6 protein-coding genes are annotated in these 21,614 nt (G+C 48.6%); 5 read left to right on the forward strand and 1 reads right to left on the reverse strand.

The genetic code is table 11. The features are described 5' to 3' along the window. Positions 1-2: 2 nt before the first annotated feature. Entirely contained in the window at positions 3-665 is a 663-nt protein-coding gene (locus tag ACOMHB_RS03020; RefSeq protein WP_448215444.1) for a hypothetical protein, read from the reverse strand. 374 nt (positions 666-1,039) lie between these two features. On the opposite strand from ACOMHB_RS03020, the gene ACOMHB_RS03025 reads away from it, so the two are divergent. The 5 genes from ACOMHB_RS03025 (at position 1,040) to ACOMHB_RS03045 (ending at position 21,318) form a co-directional block, all read left to right on the forward strand. Beyond that, complete coding sequence (locus tag ACOMHB_RS03025) at positions 1,040-2,686, forward strand: SidE phosphodiesterase domain-containing protein (protein WP_448215445.1); 1,647 nt, start codon at positions 1,040-1,042, stop codon at positions 2,684-2,686. Between the two features lie 20 nt (positions 2,687-2,706). Next, positions 2,707-5,940, forward strand: coding sequence for a hypothetical protein (locus ACOMHB_RS03030; RefSeq protein ID WP_448215446.1), 3,234 nt, complete (start codon positions 2,707-2,709; stop codon positions 5,938-5,940). Between the two features lie 211 nt (positions 5,941-6,151). Further along, positions 6,152-11,095, forward strand: coding sequence for a SidE phosphodiesterase domain-containing protein (locus tag ACOMHB_RS03035; RefSeq protein ID WP_448215447.1), 4,944 nt, complete (start codon positions 6,152-6,154; stop codon positions 11,093-11,095). A 185-nt stretch (positions 11,096-11,280) separates the two neighbouring features. After that, the gene (locus ACOMHB_RS03040; RefSeq protein WP_448215448.1) at positions 11,281-16,173 is read left to right on the forward strand and encodes a SidE phosphodiesterase domain-containing protein; all 4,893 of its coding nucleotides are present in this window, start codon (positions 11,281-11,283) and stop codon (positions 16,171-16,173) included. 210 nt (positions 16,174-16,383) lie between these two features. Continuing rightward, entirely contained in the window at positions 16,384-21,318 is a 4,935-nt protein-coding gene (locus ACOMHB_RS03045) for a SidE phosphodiesterase domain-containing protein (protein ID WP_448215449.1), read from the forward strand. Positions 21,319-21,614 lie beyond the last annotated feature (296 nt).

Genomic DNA, 21,614 nt, shown 5'->3' on the forward strand with positions numbered 1-21,614 from the left:
ACTTATGCAAAGTATGTCGACTTATAAAAGTTATCGTTATTAATCAATTCGCATAATTCAGCCAGATGGGGACCATAAGCTGAACCTTTTGTTTTTTTGCACTCAAAATACCTTTGTATTGCAAGAGTTACATCTTCATCATATTGGGAAGAAAATTTTTCAGCAATTTCAGAGCAATCATGATCATCACAAGTGAATAAATGATAAATTTCTTTTCTTATTTTGGCCAGGTTCTCATTTTCGAAAAACACTCCGCCCCATACGCCGATCATTATGTTAATTATCTGATGATAAACAGGGATTTCCCAACTAATCATATGGCTTTTAGAGGATAGAAACTCATCAACTTTTTGCTCAAAGTATACTGTTGATAAATTATTCCTTATTAGATTTGCTGCAGTCCCTGCTTCAACCGGAGTAAGTGTTTCCAGACTTTTATACCAGGTTTTATAGGCTTTTTTGGTAACCAGTGCCAAGTCTTTAACTTTTGCTCTTTGAGAGATTTCGGGTGACTCATTCAATGAACTTTGGATAGAGTCAAACAATTCGGGCATTTTTTGAGTTGAAAATCGGTAATATAATTTATTCAGCTCCTCATTAGCATACAAAGCATTGCACGATAATATGGTCCATGCACATAACATTTGAGTCAGTGTTTTTAACATTTCTGAATACTCCTTAAAGTTGATTGCCTTTAAGGATATGCATGATTTGCCAGTTTTCAACCTAAGGCCAGATTCTCCTGAAAATTTTCTATTGATGCATTATTTTTCGTAAATGTAATCTTAACAATTTTCAAATAATGAGATGTGTCATGGCAAATCTGCAACACAGGTCGCGGCTAAACTAAACCGATAAATTTTGAAAAAAATTCTTTAATCTCTATCTGGGCTTTATTGTGCCCGAGGATATAAAAAGTCAGTAAATTAGCCCTGATAATGGCTGAAACTAATTATTGGATAAACTGTCTAAATCAATAATGGATTCGGTTTGACTCCAAAAGTTCAGAATTACAAGGACAGTAGTGAGGGCTAAAAAAATGGATTTGCTCCCTATCAACGCAGGAAAAGTACGGGCGCCTTTTAACGACTCAAGGTTATCTGAAAATATTGATAAGACAGGCAGCGCTTTTGCCAGAAAAGTGAGTATAAGTGAAGAGTTAATGCCCACAGATGTGGCTTCTGCAAAGTGGGTTGACGCGGACAATAATGATTTCTCGCACAAGACCGGGCACAAACGGGCCGCTACTGATATTCTCCCGAAAATAATAGAGACAGGGCTGGAAACGCTGACCATTGAACCGGTAAAACGTCCGAAAATAGCTGCAACCGAAACAGCCCATTGGCCGGTCATTGATCCATCGTTGATTGAATCTACTCAGGTAGCGAAAACGGCCTTGCTTCAACCTTATTGTCCTAACAGTATCGCGCCTCACGCACAGGCAATTGCCCGCGAGGTTCATGGTGTCCAGCACAGTTGCCGGACGGCAATCTGGGCAGTAGCCCTGTTGCAACAGCGTAAACTGCACGGCGATCGCCTGGCGTGGGAATTTCCCGACCAAATGATACCTCTGCTGATCAAAACCTGCCTGTTTCACGACACGGGTCGTGAAGGCGACGAAGAAGATACGGACGAATGGGAGCGGGCCAGTGCTGACAACCTGAGGGAACACCTGCGCAACTTCGGCGTGGATCAGTCCCTGGCCTGGCAGTGTGGTGAAGCCATTTGCCACAAGGATAACCCTAAGGGCTGCGAGCATCTGCCCGAGGCGATACAGACCCTGCGCAGTCTGCTCCACGATGCAGATACGCTGGATGTTATGCGGGTCAGAGAAAGTTTTTACATGGATCGGCTGGAGTGTTTTGCTACTTGTAAGGATGATCAGCAGAGGCAAGAATGGCGCCTGCTGGCCGAAGAGGTCTGTCAGGTGATTGCCAGGCAGGGCGACCTCTGGTACCCGATCAAGTTGCAGGACAGCAATACAGACCTCGAACATTTCTTCAGCATCGGTGACCCCAGCTTGTGTGAAAACACCAAAAAGCAATGGGAGCACCACCCTTCACCCTTTAGTTACCAGTTGTTTAGCATAGGTGAGCAGTCCGGTGTTGTCCGGGAGTTGATTACGCCTTATACGGGGCAGCTGGCAGAACCACAGGAATCGTCCTTCTCTCTGGCAAAACTGACCCAGCAAAGTGTGGCCATGGAAGAATGCCAGAGCAGCACCTGGCCAGCAGGGCTTTACAGCGATCCCGTTAGCCAACAGGTTTATTCCATCAAACTGGCGAGCTGTGAGCTAAGCGCCCGCAACCAGCTACTTATGGCCAACCTCGCCGGGCTGCTGGGCATCACAGTTCCGCAAAGCTTTGTCCATCAGGAAGAGGGTCATTTTTATGTAGTCAGTCCTGTTCCCGAACAATGGCAGGGCAAGCTCAAAGGCGGGGAGGCAACGCTGCGCTCTCTGTCTCCAGAGCAGTGGGCCAGATTATTGCTGGTCAATGTGATTGTCGGTAACGAAAATATGGTCAACAGTGCCTGGGAGGGCATCGAACTGACCCCGGAAGGGGAGCCGGTCATGTTCCACTGGGATTATGCCGGGATGGCGACCCGCTACCCTTGCCCGGAGAAACAGAGCCTGAACCTAAACCGGATGACTTTTCTTCCATGCCCTTGCTGTTGCAAAAACTGAGAAACCCCCAGGCACCTCCCATGAACTCTTTGCCAATCTACAACCCTTGCGTCGATATTCTTGCACAATTAGAGGATGACTTACTGGGCCATGCCTTGAAGGATATCTTGCGGCAGGTTGACTGGCAGGCCCTGGACCGGCAGATCGAACACAGCGGCTTTCTGCCCGGTGACCGCAGCTGGTTACGGCAGACTATTCATGATCGTATTGCCTGGCTGACCACCCGCTTTCCCAACAGCCTGGAAGCGGGTGAGCGGGTATCCATGGCGGAATACAAGGCGATAGAGGCGGCGGGTATCCGTGGCGGTTGGCTGCCAGTCAAAGGCCGGGATGTCCGGGGCGGGCAGATCGGTATCAGCCAGTTACTGGATGCCAATGGCCAACCCATCACCCGGATGACCCTCAAGTTGTCCCGGGAAGCGGGCAATAAACTGGCTGACAACCTGGCCCTGGAACGGGGATTACACCGTCTGGCCAGCCGGGTTGGATATACCAACTCTGCCCTGAACAGACGTTACCGAGACTGGCGCAGTGACCTGACCAGCCTGGCCAATGACTGTGACGGCATGGCGGAGCAGTTAACCGGAGATAAAACACGATGGCACGAAAAGGATCAGGATAGCATTGCTAATACCGTGACGATTCTGCAGGACATTGCTAACAAATGCCGGGCGTCGTTAGCTGCCGATCGGCCGTCCATTGCAAAACTGCCAATCCTCGAAACGCCTCTGCCCGTCCCGGCCTTACCGGCACGAGTCAGTTCAAGAATTGGCGAAGAGGTTGAAGCAAAAGTAGAGCTGGCTGAATTCAGCCACGGTTTTGCCAAATTGACAGGCCAGAAGGTCAGTTATTTGAGTCCGGAACAACTGAAGGTTACCCACCTGAGTGCCTCACCGGTACGAGCCGTTGAGCTCGAATCGGTCGTCTGTGAAGGCGGCAGTATTCTGTTTTCTGCTCCGAACCTGCCTGAGGCCATGAGCTTTGAAAATCAGCTGACCCTCACCTTTAGGGGACACAGCAAAGCAGTGGTTGAAGCAATGTTCAGGGAACTGGCAGAGCTGGGTATTGGTGGAGAGCGGCCGGATATCAACGACTTGGAAGAAAAATGGCTGGACGCCCTGGCCGATTACCACGGCTGCCTTGGTGATATGAACCTTGATGTGGCAGTGGATATCAATACCCCGGTAAAAACCCGCAAAAAAGCCTTTCTTAAAGAATTACTGAACTTCAGTGATGAAGAATTGCTCAATTGGGAAATCCACTGTCGTATTCGTGCAGGGCGTCTGGTGTTCTACCGCCCAGGGTTGCCCCATGGCATTGAGACAAACCCTGCCGGGAAGTTCTGCTCCGTACACGATACAAACTTTCATGCGCAGCGGCAAAGGAACAGTGAAGAGGTTGTGGCCGGTAGCCTGGAGAATGATGCCACCCTGAGCTCCTTTGAACGACGTACCCAGATTGGGATGGAACCGCTTGGGCATGAAAGTGCCGTGGCTTCGGCACGCAGGATGAAATGCAACACCGAATACACATTTTCCCGAGTCATGGCGGTGCTGGTGGATAATTCCGGGTACCGTTGTGGTGGGGTTACGTGTTTGCTCCTGACTTCTGCAACACTCGGCCGTATGGATGCACAAATTTATGCCGATCAAAGCCAATACCTGGCGGATTTCTCTGGTTTGGAGGCCTTCGCCCGTAACGAGAAGATTATCGCTCAGTCAACCGATGACTACAGACGTGTGATTCAGGACGATGAGACACAGGAAACCCGTTTTGCCAATCCTCTCTCCTTGCTTGACGAGTTGCACAAACTTGAGATTAGTTCTCCTGAAAGACACCGGCAATTGCTGGGTACACTAAAGAAACGCTTTAGCCACTGGGCCGACGGGCGCCGACTGGAACAGATTTTTCCGCAATCCTGGTCAGCCTTTTATCATGAGATAACCCGTAAAGGCAGCCAGTTTGACGAAGGCATCAAAAGTCTCGTCAAGGCTTGCGGCGAAGAGCGCATACAGTTGTTGTTTGAGCAAAACCCACAACTGTTGAAGGGCAGGCTGGATTCCCTGGATGGCTTTAATCTGAATGGGTGGATGTGTGCTCTTGAAGGGTTTGATTGCAGCGGCTGTTCAATGAATGGCACAGTGTTGCAATCCTTTCTTTTTTGTGAATGTAAATTCAATACAGAGCTGTTAAACAGAGCCATTGTTAAAGGTTGCTTTTTCACCGAATGCTCTTTTGAGGGTAAGCGGTTTTCATCATCGATATTAGACAATGTCCGTTTTAACCCTGAATCTGGGAAGGATGACCTGGCGTGTGAAAGAACACGCCAGCTTTCCCGGATCTTATATCAGTCGTGTGTTAATCAGCACAATAAGTTTAATCTGGAACAATGGCTGAAGGTGATGCTTAAAAGTAGTTTTCTACAATCCTGTTCTGCACCACTGGATGATTTAACCCAGGATATTCTGTCCCAACATATGGATGAAATTTCCAGAATCTATCCAAAGCAACTTTGTGAAATTATTTATGAACTTTGTTTCATTAATTTTCAAAATACTGCCAATGCGATAAATTTTGTCTGGAATAATCCTGGATTCTATGATCACAAAATCAAAGATCTCAAAGATTTTTATTTTGATTTCAGAAGCATCTTCCTGAAAGAAGGAAATTCTAAAATAGGGTTATCAGGTGATCCATTTGGAAGATTTTTTAGGTCCGATTATGGACCAAACAAAAGTTATTCCCGGGAAGCGCTTTTGGCGCTTATGTTAAATGTTATTAACCTTGTTCTGTTTCCTGAATCCAATGATAAATACATAGACTTTGACGTCAATGCCAACAGTGCGGATGAGCATGACGGTTGCTTGAAGGCCATTCCTGAGGTAGGTAGCGAAGGTACACAAAGCAACACAGATGGCCTGCCTCTGGTTGAAATGCAACGTTATAAAGCTCTTCTCTGTAAATCTCAGCTTAAAGAATACCGGAACCGTATTCATCGGTTCTGGAAAGAATGCTCAGAAAAGAGTCAATTAAAAATAGCCAAACACTGTTTGCTTCATCAAAATGTTGTCGTTAGCCCCAAAACAACCAAGCAATTTAGAGATTTGTTGTCTCAAGACCACGACGAGCAATATTGGCAGGAAATCTATCGCGCTAACATGGATAAACATAAAAAAAATGAGGATGAATTGAATCGCTTGCTTTTGGAAAATTTTGGAGAGCAGGACCAAACCAACTGGTTAGGTACTTATTGAGCTTGAATTGCCTGCCTTCCTCAATGTGGCATTTTTAACAATAGGCAAGGTGATGTTGCGATTCGGCAGGTGTGGAGCCAATCTCACAGTTTTGCCCAGTCTTCACAGAATGGATGGAACTAACTGACTGGATAAACTGTCTAAATCAATAATGGATTCGGTTTGACTCCAAATGTTCAGAATTACAAGGACAGTAGTGAGGGCTAAAAAAATGGATTTGCTCCCTATCAACGCAGGAAAAGTACAGGCGCCTTTTAACGACTCAAGGTTATCTGAAAATATTGATAAGACAGGCAGCGCTTTTGCCAGAAAAGTGAGTATAAGTGAAGAGTTAATGCCCACAGATGTGGCTTCTGCAAAGTGGGTTGACGCGGACAATAATGATTTCTCGCACAAGACCGGGCACAAACGGGCCGCTACCGATATTCTCCCGAAAATAATAGAGACAGGGCTGGAAACGCTGACCATTGAACCGGTAAAACGTCCGAAAATAGCTGCAACCGAAACAGCCCATTGGCCGGTCATTGATCAATCGTTGATTGAATCTACTCAGGTAGCGAAAACGGCCTTGCTTCAGCCTTATTCTCCTGACAGCATCGCGCCTCCTGCACAGGCAATTGCCCGCGAGGTTCATGGTGTCCAGCACAGTTGCCGGACGGCAATCTGGGCAGTAGCCCTGTTGCAACAGCGTAAACTGCACGGCGATCGCCTGGCGCGGGAATTTCCCGACCAAATGATACCCCTGCTAATCAAAACCTGCCTGTTTCACGACACGGGCCGTGAAGGCGATGGGTTCGATACGTTGGAGTGGGAGCGGGCCAGTGCTGACAACCTGAGGGAACACCTGCGCAACTTCGGCGTGGATCAGTCCCTGGCCTGGCAGTGTGGTGAGGCCATTTGCCACAAGGATAATCCGAAGGGCTGCGAGCATCTGCCCGAGGCGATACAGACCCTGCGCAGTCTGCTCCACGATGCAGATACGCTGGATGTTATGCGGGTCAGAGAAAGTTTTTACATGGATCGGCTGGAGTGTTTTGCTGACTGCCAGGATGATCAGCAGAGGCAAGAATGGCGCCTGCTGGCCGAAGAGGTCTGCCGGGTGATTGCCAAACAGGGTGACCTCTGGTACCCGATCAAGTTGCAGGACAGCAATACAGACCTCGAACATTTCTTCAGCATCGGTGACCCCAGCTTGTGTGAAAACACCAAAAAGCAATGGGAGCACCACCCTTCACCCTTTAGTTACCAGTTGTTTAGCGTAGGTGAGCAGTCCGGTGTTGTCCGGGAGTTGATTACGCCTTATACCGGACAGCTGACAGAACCACAGGAATCGTCCTTCTCTCTGGCAAAACTGACCCAGCAAAGTGTGGCCATGGAAGAATGCCAGAGCAGCACCTGGCCAGCAGGGCTTTACAGCGATCCCGTTAGCCAACAGGTTTATTCCATCAAACCGGCGAGCTGTGAGCTAAGTGCCCGCAACCAGCTGCTGATGGCTAACCTTGCCGGGCTGCTGGGCATCACAGTTCCGCAAAGCTTTGTCCATCAGGAAGAGGGTCATTTTTATGTAGTCAGTCCTGTTCCCGAACAATGGCAGGGCAAGCTCAAAGGCGGGGAGGCAACTCTGCGCTCTCTGTCTCCAGAGCAGTGGGCCAGATTATTGCTGGTCAATGTGATTGTCGGTAACGAAAATATGGTCAACAGTGCCTGGGAAGGCATTGAACTGACCCCGGAAGGGGAGCCGGTCATGTTCCACTGGGATTATGCCGGGATGGCGACACGCTACCCGTGTCCTGAAAAACCAGAGCCAGCCTCGAAAACAGATGACTTTTCCTCCATGCCCTTGCTGCTGAATAAACTGCGGAACCCTCAGGCACCCCCCATGAACTCGTTGCCAATCGACAACCCCTGCGTCGATATTCTTGCACAATTAGAGGATGACTTACTGGGCCATACCCTGAAAGATATCTTGCGGCAGGTTGACTGGCAGGCCCTGGACCGGCAGATCGAAAACAGTGGTTTTCTGCCCGGTGACCGCAGCTGGTTACGGCAGACTATTCATGATCGTATTGCCTGGCTGACCACCCGCTTTCCCAACAGCCTGGAAGCGGGTGAGCGGGTATCCATGGCGGAATACAAGGCGATAGAGGCGGCGGGTATCCGTGGCGGTTGGTTGCCAGTCAAAGGCCGGGATGTCCGGGGCGGGCAGATCGGTATCAGCCAGTTACTGGATGCCAATGGCCAACCCATCACCCGGATGACCCTCAAGTTGTCCCGGGAAGCGGGCAATAAACTGGCTGATAACCTGGCCCTGGAACGGGGATTACACCGTCTGGCCAGCCGGGTTGAATATACCAACTCTGCCCTGAACAGATTTTACCGCGACTGGCGCAGTGATCTGACCAGCCTGGCCAAAGACTGTGACGGCATGGCGGAGCAGTTAACCGGAGATAAAACACGATGGCACGAAAAGGATCAGGATACTATTGATAATACCGTGACGATTCTGCAGGACATTGCAAACAAGTGTCGGGCGTCGTTAGCCGCCGACCTGCCGTCCATTGCAAAACTGCCAACCATCGAAACGCCTCTGCCTTTCCCGGCCTTACCGGCACGAGTCAGTTCAAGAATCGGCGAAGAAGTTGAAGCAAAAGTAGAGCTGGCTGAATTCAGCCACGGTTTTGCCAAATTGACAGGCCAGAAGGTCAGTTATTTGAGTCCGGAACAAATGAAGGTTACTCGCCTGAGTGCCTCACCGGTACGAGCCGTTGAGCTCGAATCGGTCGTCTGTGAAGGCGGCAGTATTCTGTTTTCTGCTCCGAACCTGCCAGAAGCCCTGAGCTTTGAAAATCAACTGACCCTCACCTTTGGGGGACACAGTAAATCGGTGGTTGAAGCATTGTTCAGGGAACTGGCAGGGCTGGGCCTTGGTGCGGAGCGACCGGATACCACCGACCTGGAGGAGCAATGGCTGGACGCCCTGGCTGACTACCATGGCTGCCTTGGTGATATGAACCTTGCCGTGGCAGCCGATCTCAATGCGCCGGTAAACATCGGCAAAAAAGCGTTTCTTAAAGAATTGCTGAACTTCAGTGACGAAGAACTGCTTGATTGGGAAATCCATTCTCGTATTCGCGCGGGACGTTGGGTGCAATTGCGTCCGGGGTTTCTCCATGGCATTTCGGCGACCCCCGCCAGAAAGTTCTGCCCCGCGCACGATACAAAATTTTGTGCAGATCGGGAAGGAAAAGAAGAACGATTTGTGACCGATAGCCTGAAAAATGACGCTACCCTGAGTTCCTTTGAACGACGTACTCAGATCGGGATAGAACCCACTTGGCATATCCATCCCAGCGCTTCGTTGGCCAGGATGAAATGCGACACCGGTTATGCATTTACCCGAATCATCGAGGACGGCGAGCTGGCGGATTATTCAGAGCGGATTCATGAAGATGGGATCATGTGTATGAAATTGACTTCTGAAACACTCGGCCGTATGGATGCAGAAGTTTATGATAATCAATGCCAGTTTAATAAGGCTCTTGGTTTGGACGCCTTTGCTCGTAATGAGAAAATCATCAAGCAGTCAAACTGTGACTACCAGAGTTTGATTCAGCTCAATAATCCAGCTAATCCACAGGAGACTCGTTTTTCCAACCCTCTGTCCTTGTTTGACGAGTTGAATCTGCTTGATATCAGCTCTAGCGAAAGTAGACGGCAATTGTTGTCTATTTTGAAGAAACGCTTTAGCCACTGGCCTGATGGGCGTCCGCTGGAAAAGCTTATTCGGAAATCCTGGTCAGCCCACTACCATGAGTTAATCTCCGAAGACAGTTCGGTTGACGAAAACATTAAAAATCTCATCAAGGTCTTTGGTGAAAAGGGTATTCAGTCGCTGCTTGAGCAAAACCCAAAACTGTTGGAGGGAAGATTGGATTCCCTGGATGGTATAGAGCCGAAAGGGAGCCTGCATAAGGGATGGATCAAGCGTGAATTAACCGGGATTGATTTCAGCCGCTGTTCAATGAACGGCACGGTGTTGAAATCCGTTTCATTTGACGAGTGTAAATTCAATACAGAGCTGTTAAACAGTGCCATTATTGAAGATGGTACTTTCACCAACTGTTCTTTTGAAGGTAAGCGGTTTTTATCATCGATATTAGACAATGCCCGTTTTGACGTTGAAAGTAATAAGGATGGCCGGGTATGTGAAAGTACACACCGGCTTTCCCAAATCCTGTATCAATCGTGTGTTAATGATGACAATAAGTTCAATCTGAAACAATGGCTGGAAGTGATGGGGAAAAGTCATTGTCTGCGCTGCGGTCCAACACCATTGGACGATTTGAGTCGGGATATTCTATCCCAACATATTGAAGAAATTAAAAAAAGTTATCCACAGCAACTTTCTGATATTATTTATGGAGTTTTTTCCATTAGTTTTGAAAATACTGCCAATGCAATAAGTTTTGTTGAAAATAACCCGAAATTCTATGATCGCAAAATCAAAGATCTTAAAGACTTGTATTTTGAGTTCAGAACCATCTTCCTGAAAGAAGGAGAATATTGTAGTCAAGGTAGTCCATTTGCAAACTTATTTCGCCTCCATAATGTTAAACGCGATGATTATTCCCGGGAAGCGGTTTTGGCGTTGATGTTAAATGTTATTAACCTTGTTCTATTTCCTGAAGCCAATGATAAATACATAGACTTTGGCATCGATGGCAACAGCGCGGATGACCATTGCTTGAAGGCTATTCCAGAGGTAAGTGGCGGAAGTACACAAAGTACACAAAGCTACTCAATCTCATGCCCGGAAACAGATGATGAGTCTCTGGTTAGAATGAAACGTTACAAAGCCCATCTTTGTATGTATAGCCTTACAGAGTATCGGGAATATATTCATCAATTCTGGGAAGAATGCTCTGAAAAGAGTCAAGTAACAATAGCCAAACACTGTTTGCTTCATCAAAATGTTGTCGTTAGCCCCTTAACAACCAGGGCATTTTTTAAGTTGTTGTCTAAAGAACACTGCGAGAAAAATTGGCGCGACATCTATCTCGCTAACATGAGTAAGCATATAGGAATTGAGCATAAGTGGCGTATGTTGCTTGTGGATAAAATTGGGAAATGGGCCAAAACCACCAAATTTTATTAAGTTCGAATGGCCTGCCCACCTCAACACCTCCTGCCATTCGGCAGGTATGGAGCCAATCTTATAGTTTTCCCCAGTCTTCACAGAATGGATGGAACTAACTGACTGGATAAACTGTCAAAACTGTAATGGATTCGGTTTGACTCCAAAAGTTCAGAATTACAAGGACAGTAGTGAGGGCTAAAAAAATGGATTTGCTCCCTATCAACGCAGGAAAAGTACGGGCGCCTTTTGAAGACTCAAGGTTATCTGAAAATATTGATAAGACAGGCAGCGCTTTTGCCAGAAAAGTGAGTATAAGTGAAGAGTTAATGCCCACAGATGTGGCTTCTGCAAAGTGGGTTGACGCGGACAATAATGATTTCTCGCACAAGATCGGGCACAAACGGGCCGCTACTGATATTCTCCCGAAAACAATAGAGACAGGGCTGGAAACGCTGACCATTGAACCGGTAAAACGTCCGAAAATAGCTGCAACTGAAACAGCCCATTTGCCGGTCATTGATCCATCGTTGATCGAATCCACTCAGGTAGCGAAAACGGCCTTGCTTCAGCATTATTGTCCTAACATTATCGTGCCTCATGCACAGGCTATTGCCCGCCCCGTTCATGGTGTCCAGCACAGTTGCCGGACGGCAATCTGGGCAGTAGCCCTGTTGCAACAGCGTAAATTGCACGGCGATCGCCTGGCGCGGGCATTTCCCGACCACATGGTCCCCCTGCTGATTAAAGCCTGCCTGTTTCACGACACTGGTCGTGAAGGCGATGGGCGCGATACGCTGGAGTGGGAGCGGGCCAGTGCTGACAACCTGAGGGAACACCTGCGCAACTGTGGCATGGAACAGTCCCTGGCCTGGCAATGTGGTGAAGCGATTTGCCACAAGGATAACCCGAAGGGCTGCAAACATCTGCCAGAAGCAATACAGACCCTGCGCAGCCTGCTCCATGATGCGGATACGCTCGATGTTATGCGGGTCAGAGGATGCTTTTACATGGACCGGCTGGAGTGTTTTGCTACCTGCCAGGATGATCACCAGAGGGAAGAGTGGCGCTCGCTGGCCAAAGAGGTCTGTAAGGTGATTGCCGGGCAGGGTGACCTCTTTTATCCGATAACCTTGCATGACAGTCCTGCAAACCGCGAACATTTCTTCTTCATCGGTGCCGACAGCCAGTGCGAGAGCACCAAAAAGCAGTGGGAGCACCATCCTTCGCCCTTCAGTTATCAGCTCTTTAGCATAGCTAAGCAGTCCAATGTTGTCCGGGGGCTGATTACGCCTTATACCGGACAGCTGGCAGAACCATCGGCATCGTCTTTCTCACTGGCACAACTGAACCCCCAAACTACTGCCATGAAAGACTGCTCGGGTAGCTGGCCAACGGGGCTGTACAACGATCCCATTAACCAACAGGTTTACTCCATCAAACCGACGAGCTGTGAGCTAAGTGCCCGCAACCAGTTACTGATGGCCAACCTCGCCGGACTGCTGGGCATCACAGTACCTCAGAGCTTTGTCCATCAGGAAGAGGGTCATTTTTATGTGGTCAGTCGTGTCCCCGGGGAATGGCAGGGTAAGCTCAAAGGTGGGGAGGAGACCCTGCGCTCTTTGTCTCCAGAGCAGTGGGCCAGATTATTGCTGATTAATGTGATTGTTGGTAATGAAAATATGGTTAACAGTGCCTGGGAGGGCATTGAACTGACCCCGGAAGGGGAGCCGGTGATGTTCCACTGGGACTTTGCCGGGCTCGCGACTCGCTACCCCTGTCCCGAGAAGCCAGAACCTGCCTCCAAAACGGATGACTTTTCCTCCATGCCGGTGCTGCTGAATAAACTGCGGGACCCCAAGGCTCCCCCCATGAACTCGTTCCCGATCCACAACCCCTGCGTCGATATTCTCGCGCAATTGGATGATGACTTGCTGGGCCATACCCTGAAAGATATCTTGCGCCAGGTTGACTGGCAGGCCCTGGACCGGCTGATCGAACACAGCGGTTTTCTGCCCGGTGACCGCAGCTGGTTACGGCGGACTATTCACGATCGTATTGCCTGGCTGACCACTCGCTTTCCCAACAGCCTTGAGACGGGTGAGCGGGTATCCATGGCGGAATACAAGGCGATAGAGGCGGCGGGTATCCGTGGCGGTTGGCTGCCGGTTAAAGGCCGTGATGTCCGGGGCGGGCAGATCGGTATTAGCCAGTTACTGGATGCCAATGACCAACCCATCACCCGGATGTTCCTCAAGTTGTCCCGGGAAGCGGGCAATAAACTGGCAGATAACCTGGCTCTGGAAAGGGGATTGCACCGTCTGGCCATCCGGGTTGAATATGCCAACTTTGCCTTGAATAATTCCAAAAACCTCCCGAACCACGATTACCGTGACTGGCGCAGTGACCTGGCCAGCCTGGCCAACGACTGTGAGGGAATGGCCGAGCAGTTAACCAAAGATAAAACACGATGGTACGAAAAGGATCACTATGCCATTGATAATACCGTGATGATTTTGCGGGACATTGTTAAAAAGTGCCGGGCATCGTTAGCTGCCGACATGCCCTCCATTGCAAGACTGCCAACCATCGACACTCCACTGCCTTTCACGTCCTTGCCTGCACGAATCAGTTCAAGAACCGGCAAAAACGATGTAGCGAAAGTACAGCTGGCTGAATTCAGCCGCGGTTTTGCCAAACTGACAGGCCAGAGCGTCAGTTATTTGAGTCAGAAACAAATGGATCATGCCAACCTGATCGCCCCACCGGTTCGGTCAGTTGAACTCGAATCGGCCGTCTGTGAAGGCGGCAGTATTCTGTTTTTTCCTCCGAACCTGCCTGAAGCCCTGAGCTTTGAAAATCAATTGATCCTCACTTTTCCGGGACACACTAAAGCGGTGGTTGAAGCATTGTTCAGGGAACTGGCAGAGCTGGGCATTGGTGGGGAGCGACCAGATATCCCTGACCTGGAAGAGCAATGGCTGGACGCACTGGCCGACTACCACGGCTGCCTTGGTGATATGAACCTTGACGTGGCAGCGAAGATCAATACTCCGGTAAACACCCGCAAAAAGAAATTTCTTAAAGAGCTTCTGAACCTCAGTGACGAAGAACTGGTTTGGGAAATCCATTGTCGTATTCGCGCAGGACGTCTGGTGCATTATCGCCCGGGGTTGCCCCATGGTATCGAGGCAAACCCCGCCAGGAAGTTCTGCCCCGCGCACGATCTAAACTATTCTGCATTGCAGCAAAGCAGCAGTGGAAAGTTTGTGGTCGAGAGTCTGGAAAATGAAGCGACCCTGAATTCCTTTGAACGACGTACTCAGATCGGGATAGATCCAACCGGGAATGTTTCGGCACTCAGGATGAAATGCGATGCCGAATATGCATTTGCCCGAGTCATGGATGAGGAGCTGGCGGCTAATTCCAGGCAAAATAGAGGTGGGTTTATGTGTATGCGCCTGGATTCTGCAACATTTGGCCGTCTGGATGCACAGATTTATAACAACCAAAGCCAAATTGCGTTGGGATTCTTTGGTTCGGACGCCTTCGCCCGTAATGATAAAATCATTACGCAGTCAGCAGGTGACTACCAAAGTGTGATTCAGCACAGTGATTTACAAGAGACCCGTTTTTCCAATCCTGTGTCCTTGTCTGACGAGTTGAAACTGCTTGAGATGGGTTCTCCCGAAGGTCAGGCATTGTTGCGCAGGCTAAAGAAACGCTTTAGCCACTGGCCCGACGGGCGCCCACTGGAACAGCTTTTTCCGCAATCCTGGTCAATCCTTTACCTTGAGATAACCTGTAAAGGCAGCCAGTTTGACAAAGGCATCAAAAGTCTCGTCAAGGTTTGTGGTGAAGAGGGCATACAGTTGCTGTTTGAGCAAAACCCACAATTGTTGGAGGGCAAGCTGGATTCCCTGGATGGTCTTAAGCTGAATGGTAGGGCTAGTATAAAAAGGATTGATTTCAGGGGCTGTTCAATGAACGGCACAGTGTTGCAATCCGTTTCATTTGAGGGGTGTAAATTCAATATAGAGTTGTTAAGCAGTGCTACTGTTGAAAAAGGTTCTTTCAAGGGATGTTTTTTTGAAGGTCAGCGGTTTACATCATCGCTATTAGACAATGCCCATTTTCACTCTGAAGGTTATGAGGATGGCGTGATCTATGAAAGTACACGTCATCTTTCCCAAATCCTGTATCAGTCGTGCATTAATGAGAACAATGAGTTTAATCTGGAACAATGGCTGGAGGTGATGGGAAAAAGTGATTTTCTACGCTTCGGCTCAACACCGCTGGATGATCTAAGCCGGGATATTCTGTCCCAACACATTGAAGAAATTAAAAACACTTATCCAAAGCAACTTTGTAAAATTATTCATGGACTTTTTTCCATTGAATTTAAAAGTACTGCCAATGCAATAAATTTTGCCAGTAATAATCCGAAATTCTATGATCTCAAAATCAAAGATCTCAAAGACTTGTATTTTGAGTTCAGAACCAACTTCCTGAAAGAAGGAAAATATCTGCATGAATCAGGGACTCCATTTGATAAATTATTTAAACTCTATCGCGTCAAACGCAGTGATTATTCCCGTGAAGCGGTTTTGGCGTTGATGTTAAATGTTATTAACCTTGTTCTGTTTCCTGAATCCAATGATCAGTACATAGACTTTGGCGTCAATGCCAATAGCGCGGATGTGCATGGCTATTGCCTGAAGGCCATTCCAGAAGTAAGTAGCACAAGTACACAAAGTAACACAGATGACCTGCCTCTGGTTGAAATGGAACGTTACAAAGTTCGTCTTTGCAGGTTTCGCCTTCAAGAGTACCGGAACTATATTCATCAATTCTGGGAAGAGTGCTCAGAGGAGAGTCAATTAACAATAGCCAAACACTGCTTGCGTCATCAAAATGTTGCCGTTAGCCCCAAAACAACCGAAGCATTTTTTAATTTGTTATCTAAAGAACACGGCGAGGAAAATTGGCGCAACATCCATTTCGCTAACATCGGAAAACATATAGAAATTCAGAGTGAGTTGATTCCGTTGCTTGTTGACGAATTTGGCGAATGGGCCAGATCCACCGAATTTTATTAAGTTCGAGTTGCCTGCCCTCCTCAGTGAGGCACTTTTAACAATAGACAAGGTGATGTTGTGATTCGGCAGGTATGGAGCCAATCTCACAGTTTGGTCCAGTCTTCACAGAATGGATGGAACTAACTGACTGGATAAACTGTCTAAGTTTCAATGGATTCGGTTTGACTCAAGAAGGTCAACATTACAAGGACAGTAGTGAGGGCTAAAAAAATGGATTCGCTCCTCAGTAAAACAGTAGGTGGAACAAGAGAAGAGGCGCCTTTTGTCGGCTCAAGTTTATCTGAAAATATTGATAAGACAGGCACCGCTTTTGCCAGAAAAGTGAGTATAAGTAGAGAGTTAATGCCCACGGATGTTGCTTCTGCAAAGCGGGATGAGGCAGCCAATATTCATTACATGCGAAATAACGAGCAGAAAGTAGCCTTCACTGATATTGCCCCAAAAATCATTGAGACAGGGCTGGAAACGCTGACCATTGAACTGGTAAAAAAGCGTCCGAAAATAGCTGCAACCGAAACAGCCCATTGGCCGGTCATTGATCCATCGTTGATTGAATCCACTCAGGTAGCGAAAACGGCCTTGCTTCAGCCTTATCGTCCTTGCAGCATCGCGCCTCCTGCACAGGCTATTGCCCGCCAGGTTCATGGTCTCCAGCACAGTTGCCGGACGGCAATCTGGGCAGTAGCCCTGTTGCAACAGCGTAAACTGCACGGCGATCGTCTGGCGCGGGAATTTCCTGACCAGATGATACCGCTGCTGATCAAAACCTGCCTTTTTCACGATACGGGTCGTGAAGGCGATGGGAACGATACGCCGGATTGGGAGCGAGCCAGTGCTGACAACCTGAGGGAACACCTGCGTAACTTCGGCGTGGATCAGTCCCTGGCCTGGCAGTGTGGTGAGGCCATTTGCCACAAGGATAACCCCAAGGGCTGCGAGCATCTGCCCGAGGCGATACAGACCCTGCGCAGTCTGCTCCATGACGCGGATACGCTGGATGTTATGCGGGTCAGAGAAAGCTTTTACATGGATCGGCTGGAGTGTTTTGCTACTTGTAAGGATGATCAGCAGAGGCAAGACTGGCGCCTGCTGGCCGAAGAGGTCTGCCAGGTGATCGCCAGGCAGGGTGACCTCTGGTACCCGATCAAGTTGCAGGACAGCAATACAAACCTCGAACATTTCTTCAGCATCGGTGACCCCAGTTTGTGTGAAAACACCAAAAAGCAATGGGAGCACCACCCTTCACCCTTTAGTTACCAGTTGTTTAGCATAGGTGAGCAGTCCGGTGTTGTCCGGGAGTTGATTACGCCTTATACCGGACAGCTGACAGAACCACAGGAATCGTCCTTCTCTCTGGCAAAACTGACCCAGCAAAGTGTGGCCATGGAAGAATGCCAGAGCAGCACCTGGCCAGCAGGGCTTTACAGCGATCCCGTTAGCCAACAGGTTTATTCCATCAAACTGGCGAGCTGTGAGCTAAGCGCCCGCAACCAGCTACTTATGGCCAACCTCGCCGGGCTGCTGGGCATCACAGTTCCGCAAAGCTTTGTCCATCAGGAAGAGGGTCATTTTTATGTAGTCAGTCCTGTTCCCGAACAATGGCAGGGCAAGCTCAAAGGCGGGGAGGCAACTCTGCGCTCTCTGTCTCCAGAGCAGTGGGCCAGATTATTGCTGGTCAATGTGATTGTCGGTAACGAAAATATGGTCAACAGTGCCTGGGAGGGCATCGAACTGACCCCGGAAGGGGAGCCGGTCATGTTCCACTGGGATTATGCCGGGATGGCGACCCGCTACCCATGTCCTGAAAAACCAGAGCCCGCCTCGAAAACGGATGATTTTTCCTCCATGCCCTTGTTGCTGCAAAAACTGAGGAACCCTCAGGCGCCCCCCATGAACTCGTTGCCGATTTATAACCCCTGCGTCGATATTCTTTCAGAATTAGAGGATGACTTACTGGGCCATACCTTGAAGGATATCTTGCGGCAGATTGACTGGCAGGCCCTGGACCGGCAGATCGAACACAGCGGCTTTCTGCCCGGTGACCGCAGCTGGTTACGGCAGACTATTCATGATCGTATTGCCTGGCTGACCACCCGCTTTCCCAACAGCCTGGAAGCGGGTGAGCGGGTATCCATGGCGGAATACAAGGCGATCGAGGCGGCGGGTATCCGTGGCGGTTGGCTGCCAGTCAAAGGCCGGGATATACGGGGCGGGCAGATCGGTATCAGCCAGTTACTGGATGCCAATGGCCAACCCATCACCCGAATGACCCTCAAGTTGTCCCGGGAAGCGGGCAATAAACTGGCTGACAACCTGGCCCTGGAACGGGGATTGCACCGTCTGGCCAGCCGGGTTAAATATACCAACTCTGCCCTGAACAGACGTTACCGCGACTGGCGCAGTGACCTGACCAGCCTGGCCAAAGACTGTGACGGCATGGCGGAGCAGTTAATCGGAGATAAAACACGATGGCACGAAAAGGATCAGGATAGCATTGCTAATACCGTGACGATTCTGCAGGACATTGCTAGCAAGTGCCGGGCGTCGTTAGCCGCCGATCTGCCGTCCATTGCAAAACTGCCAGTCATTAAAATGCCATTGCCCGCCCCTGTCTTTCCTGCACGAGTCAGTTCAAGAATCGGCGAAGAAGTTGAAGCAAAAGTAGAACTGGCTGAATTCAGCCATGGTTTTGCCAAATTGACAGGCCAGAAGGTCAGTTATTTGAGTCCGGAACAACTGAAGGTTACTCGCCTGAGTGCCTCACCGGTACGAGCCGTTGAGCTCGAATCGGTCGTCTGTGAAGGCGGCAGTATTTTGTTTTCTGCTCCGAACCTGCCTGAGGCCATGAGCTTTGAAAATCAGCTGACCCTCACCTTTAGGGGACACAGCAAAGCAGTGGTTGAAGCAATGTTCAGGGAACTGGCAGGGCTGGGCATTGATGAGGAGCGGCCGGATACCACCGACCTGGAGGAGCAATGGCTGGACGCCCTGGCTGACTGCCATGGCTGCCTTGGTGATATGAACCTTGCCGTGGCAGCCGATCTAAATACGCCGGTAAACATCGGCAAAAAAGCCTTTCTTAAAGAAGTGCTGAACTTCATTGACGAAGAATTGCTTGACTGGGAAATCCATTCTCGTATTCGCGCAGGACGTTGGGTGCAACTACGTCCGGGCTCGCCCCAAGGCATTTCGGCAACCCCCGACAGAAAGTTCTGCCCCGCGCACGATATACAATTTTGTGCAGATCGGGAAGGGAGCGAAGAACGATTTATGATCGATAGCCTGAGTAATGACGCTACCCTGAGCTCCTTTGAACGACGTACTCAGATCGGGATGGAACCTACCTGGCATATCAATCCCAGGGCTTCGTTGCGCAGGATGAAATGCGACACCGGATATGCATTTACCCGAATCATCGAGGACGCGGAGCTGGCGGATTATTCAGGGCGGGTTTATGAAAATGGGATCATGTGTATGAAATTGACTTCTGAAACACTCGGCCGTATGGATGCAGAAATTTATGATAATCAATGTCAGTTTAATAAGGCCCTTGGTTTGGACGCCTTTGCTCGTAATGAGAAAATCATTAAGCAGTCAACCTGTGACTACCAGAGTTTGATTCAGCACAATAATTCGGCTAATCCACAGGAGACTCGTTTTTCCAACCCTCTGTCCTTGTTTGACGAGTTGAACCTGCTTGATATCAGCTCTAGCGAAAGTCAGCGGCAATTGTTGTCTATTTTGAAGAGACGCTTTAGCCACTGGCCTGATGGGCGCCCGCTGGAACAGCTTTTTCGGCAATCCTGGTCAGTCCTTTACCATGAGATAACCTGTGAAGGCAGCCAGTTTGACAAAAGCATCAAAAGTCTCGTCAAGGTTTGTGGTGAAAAGGGCATTCAGTCGCTGATTGAGCAAAACCCACAACTGTTGAAGGGCAAGCTGGATTCCCTGGATGGTCTTAAGCTGAAGGGTGGGTTTAATATAAAAGGGATTGATTTCAGAGGCTGTTCAATGAATGGCACAGTGTTGCAATCCGTTTCATTTGAGGAGTGTAAATTCAAGACAGAGCTGTTAAATAATGCCACCATTGAGAACGGCTTTTTCGCCAAATGTTCTTTTGAAGGCAAGCGGTTTTCATCATCGATATTAGACAATTCCCGTTTTCACGTTGAAAATGATCAGGATGGCTTGGTATATGAAAGCACACACCAGCTTTCCCGAATCCTGTATCAGTCGTGTGTTAATGAGCACAATGAGTTCAATCTGCAACAATGGCTGGAACTGATGGGCAAAAGCTATTGTCTACGCGGGGACTCAGCACTGCTGGATGATTTGAGTCGTGATATTCTGTCCCAAAATGTTGATGAAATTAACACAAAGTATCCACAGCAACTTTGTCGTATTCTTTACGGGCTTTTTTCCATCGAATTTAAAAACACTGCCAATGCAATAAATTTTGTCAGGAGTAATCGGGAATTTTATGATCGCAAAATCAAAGATCTCAAAGATTTGTATTTTGAGTTCAGAACCCTATTCCTGGAAAAAGGAGATTATAATGAGACGCAAGGTGATCCATTTGAAGAATTATTCAAACTCTACAGCGTCAAACCCAACGACTTTTCCCGGGAAGCGGTTTTGGCGTTGATGTTAAATGTTATTAACCTCGTTCTATTCCCGGAATCCAATGATCAATATATAGACTTTGTCGTCAATGCCAACAGCGCGGATGAGCATGACTATTGCTTGAAGGCCATTCCTGAGGTAAGTAGCGAAACTACACAAAACAACTCAATCTCATCCCTGAAAAAAGATGCCCTGCCTCTGGTTGAAATGCGACATTACAAGGCTTGGCTATGTGACAGTTACCTTAAAGAGTACCGAGACTATATTCATCAATTCTGGGAAGAATGCTCAGAAAAGAGTCAATTAACAATAGCCAAACACTGTTTGCGTCATCAAAATGTTGCCGTTAGCCCTTCAACAACCCGGGAATTTATAACATTGTTGTGTAAAGGTCAGGATGTGGAAAATTGGCTGAAGCTCTATAGAGCTAACATGGAAAAACATATAAAAATTCATAAAGAGTGGGCTTCGCTGCTTGTGGACGAATTTGGGGAATGGGCCACCACCCCCGAATTTTATTAAGTTCGAATTGCCTGCCCCCCTCAACACCTCTTGCCATTCGGCAGGCTTGGAGCCGAAGTTATCTGATTGTCATCTCGGGCAGCAGCCAGCCTGCAATGCGGTGTTTCAAACTCATTCAGTCCTTCCAGAATGACCAGATGACCAGGACACCCACACCTTTCTCAGCCTGCCTGCGAGCATATTACGCATCGTCTGGATTTTTAGCCCTGACAATGGAGGGAACTAATTGTTGGATAAAAAGTCGAAAATCACATTCGATCAGGTTCGTCTTAATCAGATTGGTGTAACAAGGGCAG

Source organism: Endozoicomonas sp. 2B-B, assembly GCF_053470045.1.

Coding starts and splice junctions, on each gene's coding strand:
- ACOMHB_RS03020 (WP_448215444.1), bottom strand. CDS start 665: ATGTTAAAAACACTGACTCAAATGTTATGTGCATGGACCATATTATCG.
- ACOMHB_RS03025 (WP_448215445.1), top strand. CDS start 1,040: ATGGATTTGCTCCCTATCAACGCAGGAAAAGTACGGGCGCCTTTTAAC.
- ACOMHB_RS03030 (WP_448215446.1), top strand. CDS start 2,707: ATGAACTCTTTGCCAATCTACAACCCTTGCGTCGATATTCTTGCACAA.
- ACOMHB_RS03035 (WP_448215447.1), top strand. CDS start 6,152: ATGGATTTGCTCCCTATCAACGCAGGAAAAGTACAGGCGCCTTTTAAC.
- ACOMHB_RS03040 (WP_448215448.1), top strand. CDS start 11,281: ATGGATTTGCTCCCTATCAACGCAGGAAAAGTACGGGCGCCTTTTGAA.
- ACOMHB_RS03045 (WP_448215449.1), top strand. CDS start 16,384: ATGGATTCGCTCCTCAGTAAAACAGTAGGTGGAACAAGAGAAGAGGCG.